The organism is Streptomyces sp., assembly GCF_031181555.1.
Lineage (GTDB): Bacteria > Actinomycetota > Actinomycetes > Streptomycetales > Streptomycetaceae > Streptomyces > Streptomyces fimbriatus.
On the sequence record NZ_JAPSKQ010000196.1, the window covers coordinates 1 to 10,223 of the forward strand.

The 10,223-nt window shown below is 73.3% G+C and carries 6 protein-coding genes; 3 read left to right on the top strand and 3 right to left on the bottom strand.

Features of this window, described 5'->3' with window-relative positions:
- A partial coding sequence (locus RIM90_RS27640) for a lytic murein transglycosylase (RefSeq protein WP_309063475.1) occupies positions 1 to 1,727 on the bottom strand: 1,727 nt, incomplete at its 3' end.
- Positions 1,728 to 2,059: 332 nt separating this feature from the next.
- Here RIM90_RS27640 and RIM90_RS27645 point away from each other — a divergent pair.
- Positions 2,060 to 2,920 carry a DUF4184 family protein gene (locus RIM90_RS27645; protein WP_309063476.1) on the top strand — a complete coding sequence of 287 codons (861 nt, stop codon included), beginning with the start codon at positions 2,060 to 2,062 and terminating at the stop codon, positions 2,918 to 2,920.
- Here RIM90_RS27645 and RIM90_RS27650 read toward each other — a convergent pair.
- A complete protein-coding gene (locus tag RIM90_RS27650; RefSeq protein WP_309063477.1) occupies positions 2,838 to 3,302 on the bottom strand; it encodes a hypothetical protein in 465 nt (154 codons plus the stop codon). The two genes, RIM90_RS27645 and RIM90_RS27650, sit on opposite strands and share 83 nt — an antisense overlap.
- A gap of 321 nt (positions 3,303 to 3,623) precedes the next feature.
- Positions 3,624 to 6,350, bottom strand: coding sequence for a DNA polymerase I (gene polA / locus RIM90_RS27655; protein WP_309063478.1), 2,727 nt, complete (start codon positions 6,348 to 6,350; stop codon positions 3,624 to 3,626).
- Positions 6,351 to 6,845: 495 nt separating this feature from the next.
- Between polA and RIM90_RS27660 the strand changes: the two genes are divergently transcribed.
- Entirely contained in the window at positions 6,846 to 9,125 is a 2,280-nt protein-coding gene (locus RIM90_RS27660; RefSeq protein WP_309063479.1) for an FdhF/YdeP family oxidoreductase, read from the top strand.
- 100 nt (positions 9,126 to 9,225) lie between these two features.
- Positions 9,226 to 9,714 (top strand): hotdog fold thioesterase, encoded by a 489-nt coding sequence (locus tag RIM90_RS27665; RefSeq protein WP_309063480.1) that lies wholly within the window; start codon positions 9,226 to 9,228, stop codon positions 9,712 to 9,714.
- The last annotated feature ends 509 nt before the right edge of the window (positions 9,715 to 10,223 follow it).

The following is a 10,223-nucleotide window of genomic DNA, read 5'->3' on the forward strand; positions in this document are numbered from 1 at the left end:
CCGGCCGCCGCCACGGTCAGTTCGACCGTGAGGGTGGCCCCGCCCGCGGTGGTGATGCGGAGCAGGAACGTGCCGGTGGTGTCGTCGGCGTACAGCCGCGGCAGCTTCAGCAGGCCGTCCGCGTCCGTCTCCAGGCCGTCGAGGGTGCGGACGGCCTTGCCGTCGGCGTCCTTGAAGTAGGGGCCCTTGTCGTTCGCGGCCGGGTCGTCGGCCGACGTGATCAGCGTGGCGGTGGCCGCGACCCTGTCGGCGGCGGCGCCGTTGTGCGTGGCCTTCACCTCGACCCGGTCCGCGAACTCGCCGCCCGGGGTGCAGGTGAGCGCCTCGTCGCCGGTGCGCACGAGGGTGTCGGCGACGCGTTCGGTGACGGTGGCCCGGTAGTCGAGGCCCGCCACCGTCCGGCCGGCGACGGTGGCGCGGACGGTGACGTCGCCCGTCTTCTCGCCCGCCCGCAGGGCGGGCGCCACGGCGACGCCCGAACTGTTGGTGACGACGGTGGCCACGCTCTCGCCGCCGGTGAAGGTGGTGTCGGTGTCGCCGACGATGGTGAAGCGGATCCGCACCCTCGCCACGGCCTTGCCGGCGTCCGTCTCGGCGCGGGTGCTGATCCTCCGGGTGAACGCGTCGCCCGCCATCGCGGTGAGCTTCCCGGTGCCGGCGTCCTCCAGGTGGTCCACCGTGTCGGTGGGCGTCTGCGGCGTGCCGGGCGGCGCCGGCGAGGTGGGCGGCGGCGTCGGTGGAGTGGGCTTCGGTGAGGTGGGCGGCGTGCTCGGAGCGCCGGGCGAGGCCGGCGGCTCGGGGCTCGGGCTGCCGCCGGCCGGCTTCCCGGGCCCGGGGCGGGATCCCGGCGTGGAGGTGCCGGGGGCCGGGGGGGTCGGCCGCACCCGGTCGTGGTCGTCGCTGCGGTCGACGGGCAGGGTGCCGGTGCCGTCCGGGATCTCGTGGGTGCCCTTGCGGTAGTACTCCAGCCACGACAGGACGGTGTTCAGGTAGTCCGTGGAGTTGTTGTAGCTGAGGATCGCCTTGTTGAGGTCGGCCTGGTCGGACAGGTCCCAGCCGAAGCGGCACAGGTAGTGGCCGGCCGCGAGCGCGGCGTCGTAGATGTTGTTGGGGTCCTTGCGGCCGTCGCCGTTGCCGTCGCGGCCCGCCCATTCCCAGGTGGACGGAATGAACTGCATGGGGCCGACGGCGTTGTCGTAGCTGCTGTTGCCGTCGTACGCGCCGTCGTCGGTGTCCCTGATGAGCGCGAAGCCGTTGCCGTCGAGCTGCGGGCCGATGATCGGGGAGAGCGTGGTGCCGTCGGCGTCGACGCGTCCGCCGCGGGCCTGACCGGACTCCACCTTGCCGATGGCGGCGAGCAGTTGCCAGGGCAGGTTGCAGCCGGGCTTCTTCTCGCGCAGCGCGGCCTCCGCCTTCTTGTAGGCGTCGAGGACGGTCGCGGGTATGCCGGCCTCGCTCCCGCCGGGCGCGCCCGGGCCGGTGCTCGCGGACGGGGAGGGGTCGGGGCTGTTGAGCGGCGGCAGGTCCGTGTAGTACGGCGAGTTGCCGGTCGCGCCGATGTCGTCGGTCTCCTCGGGCGCGGGCGTGGCGTCCGCGGCGGTCTGTCTGCCCTGGCCGTCGGCCGTCACCCCCGGAGCCTGGGACGCGGACAGGGCCGCAACCGCCGCCGCGGCCACGGCGGTGGTTGCCGCTCCCTTGCGCAGCCGCCTGCCGAATTGCGCCGCCATAGAGTGAACCCCTCCTGTGAACGCCGGAGCGTCCGTCGACGTCTGTCGTATCCGCCCTGTTGTGACGATCCACCCGCCCCACCGGTTGCCCTCGGCGGGCGTGAACGTTGTTCTGTTGTCCTCCGTCCGCGCCCGTTCGCCCTGCGCCCGGGCACGACACCCCTCGCGACCCTACGACAACTTCCTTTGCCCGGACACCCGTTCATGCCCGATATTCACCGGTTGGCCATGTTGGTTCGTGACCGGTGACGGTGCGGGGCGTCCCGCATACTGGGGCTCGCCGATCACCGGGGTCCGCCGGCCTCCGTCAACGTCTGCCGCGAGGAGCCGAGTTGCCGTTCACACTGAGCCATGCGGCGGCGGTGCTGCCCGCCGTGCGCGCCGACGGGACCGGCCGGGGGCCGCTGCTTCCGGCCGTGCTCGTCGCGGGTTCCTCCGCTCCCGACATGACCTACTACGCGGCGAGTGTCCTGCCCGGGGCGATGGAGTTCGGGGACGTCACGCATTCCTTCCCGGGCGTGTTCACCGTCGACGTGCTGATCGCCTGGGCGCTGGTGGGGCTGTGGCTGCTGGTGCGCGAACCGCTGGTGGCGCTGCTGCCGCGGGCCCGGCAGGGGCGGGCGGCCGTCCTGCTGCGCTGCGGGGTGCCCCGCGCGCGCGTGCGGCCGTCCCTGGTGCTGCGCTGGTACGCCTCGGCGGTGCTCGGTGCGCTGACGCACGTCGTGTGGGACGCCTTCACCCACCTGGACCGGTGGGGGACGCGGGTGTTTCCCGTGCTCGGCGAGGAGGTGGCGGGCTCACCCCTGTACTGGTATCTGCAGTACGGCGGCTCGGCGGTGGCCGCGCTCGTGATCGTCGCGTTCGTGGTGCGGGCGCTGCGCCGAACGGCCCGGGCCGCCGCGCCGGCGGGAGTACCGGTGCTGTCGGTTGCGGACCGGTGGTGGGCCGCCGCGCTGCTCGGCGGCTGCGCGCTGGTGGGGGCGGTGCAGCGGGCCTCGCGGTGGTGGGCCTTCTGGGGGTCGGCCGCGAAGCCCTGGGAGCTGATCCCGACGGTGTGCTTCGGGGCGGGCGCCGGGCTCGTCCTCGCGTTGCCGGTGTACGCGGTGGCCGTCAGGGCGTGGCGTCCGGTCCCGGCCACGCGGGGCCCTGGAACCGCCGGTACGCGGCGGCCGGACCGTACGGCCGCACGCTGAGGGTTTCGCCGGCCGCGACGAACACGGTGACCGTGCGCACCGGGCGGGGCCTGGGCAGCAGGGTGAGGGCGAGCGTGAGATAGCCGCGGGCCAGCTCGGCCCACAGCCGCCAGGGCGGCGGCTCGCCGGGGAGCCCGGCCCGCACGCCGGGGCGTGCGGGCCCTGCGGCGGCGGAGGCGCGGCCGGTGCGCCGTCGGCCGCCGGCGATGCGGCGGCCGAGGTCCGCCGTGGCGTGCCGCAGCGCGGCTGCGAGGGTGGCGGGGATGCGGGCGGTACTTGCGGCGGCCGCGAAGACCGGAACCGGCGGAAACGCCTCGAGGGTGGGTCCGTCGGCGTCGGCCCGCGGGGGTGCCGCTCTGCGGTGAAGCATGCGTATACCCATGCCCCGCATCCTGGCGGGCGGGCGGGCGAGGGGCCGCTTCGCGGGGGCCACGCGGGTGAAGGGCCGCGGAGGCGGGGCGATGCGGCACGAGGGAGCCGGGCCCGGACGCCGTCCGCCGTCCGGTGAGCGCCGCAGTGGTGCGGCGGACACCGGTGGCCGTGAGCCGTGACCCGCCGGCAGCACCGCCACGGCCGGCCCGCCCGCAACCGACGGGCTCGCGGCCTCCGCGCACACCGGGCCGTGCCACTGCGGTCGCGGCGCCGTTGCGGCGGGGGCGGGCGGGGAGGGCCGGTGCGCTGTCCTCCCCGCCCTCCGGCAGGGCTAGTGCGCGGCCGACTCCCAGTCCGGGCCCGCGCCCACCGAGACGCCCAGGGGGACGCGGAGCCGGACCGCGTCCGCCATTTCGCGGCGGACCAGTTCCTCCACGGCCGGGCGCTCGCCGGGGGCGACCTCCAGGACGATCTCGTCGTGGACCTGCAGGAGCATCCGGGACGTCAGGCCCGCCTCCCGCAGCGCGCCGTCCACCTTCAGCATGGCGATCTTGACGATGTCCGCGGCCGTGCCCTGGATCGGCGCGTTCAGGGCCATGCGCTCGGCCGCCTCGCGGCGCTGGCGGTTGTCGCTGCCGAGGTCGGGCAGGTAGCGGCGGCGGCCGAAGAGCGTCGCCGTGTAGCCGGTCGCCCGCGCCTCGTCCACGACCCGGCGCAGGTAGTCCCGTACCCCGCCGAACCGCTCGAAGTAGGCGTCCATCAGCGCACGCGCCTCGGCCGCCTCGATGTTCAGCTGCTGGGAGAGGCCGAAGGCCGACAGCCCGTACGCCAGGCCGTACGACATCGCCTTGATCTTGCGGCGCATCTCCGCGTCCACCGCGGACTGCTCGACCCCGAACACCTGCGAGGCCGCCGTGGTGTGCAGGTCCTCACCCGAGGTGAACGCCTCGATCAGGCCGGCGTCCTCGGAGAGGTGGGCCATCACGCGCAGTTCGATCTGGCTGTAGTCGGCGGTCAGCAGGGACTCGAAGCCCTCGCCGACGACGAAACCGCGGCGGATCGCACGGCCCTCGTCCGTGCGGACGGGGATGTTCTGCAGGTTCGGGTCGGTGGACGACAGCCGGCCGGTGGCGGCGACCGTCTGGTTGAACGTGGTGTGGATGCGGCCGTCCGCGGCGATCGTCTTGATCAGGCCCTCGACGGTGACGCGCAACTTCGCCTGCTCACGGTGGCGGAGCATGATCACCGGCAGTTCGTTGTCGGTCTGCGTGGCGAGCCAGGCCAGCGCGTCGGCGTCCGTGGTGTAGCCGGTCTTCGTCCTCTTCGTCTTCGGCAGGGCCAGCTCGCCGAAGAGGACCTCCTGGAGCTGCTTGGGCGAGCCCAGGTTGAACTCGTGCCCCGCCGCCGCGTGCGCCTCCTTCACCGCCTGCTGCACGGCGCCCGCGAACATCTGCTCCATGGCTTCCAGGTGGGCCCGGTCGGCGGCGATGCCGTGCCGCTCCATGCGGGCCAGCAGCGCCGACGTCGGCAGCTCCATGTCCCGCAGCAGATCCGCCGCGCCCACTTCCTCGAGGCGGCCCTCGAAGGCCTCCCCCAGGTCGAGGATCGCGCGTGCCTGCACCATCAGCGCCTCGGCCTCGGCACCGTCGTCCGCGCCGAAGGCGAGCTGCCCGTCGGGCGCGGCGGCGGGCGTCAGCTCGCGGTGCAGGTACTCCAGGGACAGCGCGTCCAGGTCGAAGGAGCGGCGGCCCGGCTTGACCAGGTACGCGGCGAGGGCGGTGTCCATGGTGACGCCCTCGACGCTCCAGCCGTGCTCGGCGAAGACCCGCATCGCGCCCTTGGCGTTGTGGAACACCTTGGGGCGGTCCGCGTCGGCGAGCCAGGCGGCGAACGCCCGCTCGTCGGCCTCGTCCAGCTCGGCCGGGTCGAACCAGGCGGCCGGGCCGTCGGCAGCGGCCAGCGCGACCTCGGCGACCGAGCCGGTGCCCAGAGCCCAGGTGTCGACGGTGGCGACACCGAGGGGCCCGGTGCCGTGCTCGGTGAGCCAGCCGGTCAGCTCGCCCGTGCCCAGGACGGTGCCGTCCAGCTCCACGCCGTCCGCGACGACCGGGGTGGTCTCGGCCTCCCCGGCGCCGGGGTCGACGGCGAAGAGCCGCTCGCGCAGCGACGGGTTCCTGATCTCCAGGGTGTCCAGGATCATCGCCACGGCCTTGCGGTCGTAGGCGGTGCGCTCCAGGTCGGGAACGCCCTTGGGCAGCTCGACCCCGCGCTCCAGCTCGGTGAGCCGGCGGTTGAGCTTGACCGCTTCCAGGTGGTCGCGCAGGTTCTGCCCGGCCTTGCCCTTGACCTCGTCGACGCGCTCGACGAGCTGGGCGAAGGAACCGAACTGGTTGATCCACTTCGCGGCCGTCTTCTCACCGACGCCGGGGATGCCCGGCAGGTTGTCGGACGGGTCGCCGCGCAGCGCCGCGAAGTCGGGGTACTGGGCGGGCGTCAGCCCGTACTTCTCGAACACCTTCTCCGGGGTGAACCGGGTCAGCTCGGAGACGCCCTTGGTCGGGTACAGCACCGTGGTGTGCTCGGAGACCAGCTGGAAGGAGTCCCGGTCGCCCGTGACGATCAGCACCTCGAAGCCCTCGGCCTCGGCCTGGGTGGCGAGCGTGGCGATGATGTCGTCCGCCTCGTACCCCTCGACGGCGAAGCGCTGGGCGTGCATCGCGTCGAGCAGCTCGCCGATCAGCTCGACCTGGCCCTTGAACTCGTCCGGGGTCTTGGAGCGGTTCGCCTTGTACTCGGTGAACTCCTCGGACCGCCAGGTCTTGCGGGAGACGTCGAAGGCGACCGCGAAGTGCGTGGGCGCCTCGTCGCGCAGCGTGTTGGCCAGCATCGACGCGAAGCCGTAGACGGCGTTCGTGGGCTGGCCCGTCGCGGTGGTGAAGTTCTCCACGGGCAGCGCGAAGAACGCGCGGTAGGCCAGCGAGTGCCCGTCCATGAGCATCAGTCGCGGACGGGTCCCGCCGGAGGTCTGGTCGGTCTTCTTCGATGCTGTCTCTGCCACGCCTCCGATCCTGCCACGCCCCACTGACACTCGGCCCCGCCCCGCACCGCCGCCGCGCGGTCCGCCCACCGCCCTCGCACCGCCGAGCCCGTGCCACCACACCGCCGGGCGCCGCCCGGCCCGCACCCGGACTCCCGAGCCCGCGCACCGCCGAGCCCGCGCCACCGGCCTTCCGGCCTGCGGCCCCGCGCCACCGGGCTGCCGGTCCCGCGCCCCCGCCGACCCCGTTCCGCCGTTCCGCCGGTCCGCCGCTCCCCCGGTTCCCCCATGACCGGCCCGCCTGTCCGTCGCGTCCGCCCCGGCCCGTCCGTTCCGCCCGCACGCCCTCGTGGCCCGTCCGTCCGCGCCCACCGCCGGCCCTCCTGTCGGCCCGCCCGGCGATGCGGCCCCGCGCTCTTCGCTTCCGCCTCCGGAGCGCCCGGCCACGAGCGTCGTCGGCACCGCGTGGGAGGATCGGAGACCTACATCACACCTGTACGCGAAGGGGAGTGCGCGATGGCCACGAAGCCGCCCAAGGGTGATCCGGTTCAGGACGCGCCGCAGGTCGCCGGGCCGAAGCACGCGGCAGCGGGCCTGACGGCGATCGGCCACACCCTGCGCGTGGCGCAGCGGCAGATGGGTGTGAGGCGCACGGCGCTGACGCTGCTCAGCGTCAACCAGAAGGACGGCTTCGACTGCCCGGGCTGCGCCTGGCCGGAGCCGGAGCACCGGCACCGGGCGGAGTTCTGCGAGAACGGCGCGAAGGCCGTGGCCGAGGAGGCCACCCTGCGCCGGGTCACCCCCGAGTTCTTCGCCGCGCACTCCGTCACCGACCTGGCCGGCCGCAGCGGCTACTGGCTGGGCCAGCAGGGCCGCCTGACCCACCCCATGTACCTCCCGGAGGGCGGCGACCACTACGAGCCGGTCACCTGGGAGCGCGCCTTCGACATCGTCGCCGAGGAGATCGGCGCCCTCTCCTCCCCCGACGAGGCCGTCTTCTACACCTCCGGGCGCACCAGCAACGAGGCGGCCTTCCTCTACCAGCTGTTCGCGCGCGAGCTCGGCACCAACAACCTGCCCGACTGCTCCAACATGTGCCACGAGTCCTCCGGCTCGGCCCTGTCGGAGACGATCGGCGTCGGCAAGGGCAGCGTCCTGCTCGAGGACCTCCACCGGGCCGACCTGATCATCGTCGCCGGGCAGAACCCCGGCACCAACCATCCGCGCATGCTGTCCGCCCTGGAGCAGGCCAAGGCCGGCGGCGCGCGCATCATCAGCGTCAACCCGCTGCCGGAGGCCGGCCTGGAGCGCTTCAAGAACCCGCAGACCCCCAAGGGCCTGACCACCGGCGCCGCGCTGACGGACCTGTTCCTGCAGATCCGCATCGGCGGCGACCAGGCCCTCTTCCGCCTCCTCAACAAGCTGATCCTCGACACGCCGGGCGCGGTCGACGAGGAGTTCGTCCGCGAACACACCCACGGCTACGAGGAGTTCGCCGCGGCCGCGCGCGCCGCCGACTGGGACGAGACGCTCACCGCGACCGGTCTCACGCGCGGGGACATCGAGCGGTGCCTGCGGATGGTCCTCGACTCGAAGCGCACCATCGTGTGCTGGGCGATGGGCCTCACCCAGCACAAGCACTCCGTGCCCATGATCCGCGAGGTCGTCAACTTCCTTCTGCTGCGCGGCAACATCGGACGCCCGGGGGCGGGCGTGTGCCCGGTGCGCGGCCACTCCAACGTGCAGGGCGACCGCACCATGGGCATCTTCGAGCGGCCCGCGCCGGCCTTCCTGGACGCCCTGGAGAAGGAGTTCGGCTTCGCCCCGCCGCGCGAGCACGGCTACGACGTCGTACGGGCCATCCGCGCCCTGCGCGACGGCCACGCGAAGGTGTTCTTCGCCATGGGCGGCAACTTCGTCTCCGCCTCCCCCGACACGGAGGTCACCGAGGCCGCGATGCGGCGGGCCCGGCTGACGGTGCACGTGTCGACCAAGCTGAACCGCTCGCACACCGTCACGGGCGCGCGGGCCCTGATCCTGCCGACCCTGGGCCGCACCGAGCGCGACGTGCAGGACGGCGGTGAGCAGTTCGTGACGGTCGAGGACTCCATGGGGATGGTGCACGCCTCGCGCGGCCGGCTGGAGCCGGCGAGTCCGCATCTGTTGTCCGAGCCGGCCATCGTGTGCCGGCTGGCCCGCCGGGTCCTCGGCGGGAACAGCGTGGTGCCGTGGGAGGAGTTCGAGAAGGACTACGCCACGATCCGCGACCGCATCGCGCGCGTGATCCCCGGCTTCGAGGACTTCAACGCGCGCGTGGCCCGTCCCGGGGGCTTCGCGCTCCCCCACGCCCCGCGCGACGAGCGCCGCTTCCCCACGGCCACGGGGAAGGCCAACTTCACCGCCGCGCCGGTGGAATACCCCGAGGTGCCCGAGGGACGGCTGCTGCTGCAGACGCTGCGCTCGCACGACCAGTACAACACCACGATCTACGGCCTCGACGACCGCTACCGGGGCATCAGGAACGGCCGCAGGGTGGTGCTGGTCAACCCGGAGGACGCGCGGGAGCTCGGGCTCGTGGACGGCGCGTACGTCGACCTGGTCGGCGAGTGGAGGGACGGTGTGGAGCGCCGGGCGCCGGGCTTCCGCGTCGTGCACTATCCGACGGCCCGGGGCTGCGCCGCCGCGTACTACCCGGAGACCAACGTCCTGGTGCCGCTCGACGCCACCGCGGACACCAGCAACACCCCGGCCAGCAAGTCCGTCGTGGTGCGTCTGGAACAATCTGCGGCCGACTGAGCGTTCGCTCAGCGACGGCGCGGTACGGCGCATCGCGGCAGGAAGCGGTGCGTCCCGCGCGGTCGGCCGCAACGATGACGACGAACGGAGCCCGGGCCCCATGGGAGAGCAGCAGCACGTGAAGTTCCCGCAAGAGGTCATCGACGAGTACGCCGCGCTCGGCGTGGACCTGCAGGCACTGTTCTCCGCGGGCCACCTGGGCACGCGCATGGGCGTGCAGATCCTGGAGGCCTCGGCCGAGCGGGTCGTCGGGACGATGCCGGTGGAGGGCAACACCCAGCCCTACGGACTGCTGCACGGCGGCGCCTCCGCCGTCCTGGCCGAGACGCTGGGCTCGGTGGGGTCGATGCTGCACGGCGGCAGCTCCAGGATCGCGGTCGGCGTCGACCTCAACTGCACCCACCACCGCGGCGTGCGTTCCGGACTGGTCACCGGGGTGGCCACGCCGGTGCACCGGGGGCGGTCCACGGCGACGTACGAGATCGTCATCACCGACGAGGCGGACAGGCGGGTGTGCACCGCGCGGCTGACCTGTCTGCTGCGCGACGTGACCCCGAAGGACGCGGAGCGCGTCAACGGCGCGGGCTGAGCCCGCGCGGCGGTGCGGGGCGCGACCGCCCCGCACCGCACGGCCACTGCCTGCAGACGGAGGGCGGCTCCACGCCTTGTCACCCTGCCGTCGCATTCCGTCGTCCGCTCGACGGACGGGTCGGTCCGGTGTCGTCTCCCCACCCGGGCACCCTTGATCCACTTCTTTGAACCGCAGGTCACAGCCCTTGAATCAATAATCCGGAACTTCGGATTCAAAGCCGGGCCCGCTGGATTCCCGCCTTTCGGTGGCTATTACACGAATATTTCGGCTCCGCGCGCCCCAATCCGCCGCCTCCACCGCACACCCCTCTTTCCGGACAAAGGAGGGCCTCCTGCAAGATCATCTTTACCTCGCACGGGCGGAATGCGGGAAAGCGACGAGGCCCGCCGAACCTCTTTCCCGGACGTAACTCTACGTAATACGCACGCAATACAGGCGCACGACTTCACCCCGCGACACGGCGGGCACAGAGCCGCCCCCGAGCCCCGGCCGTCGCCCGCAGCAAC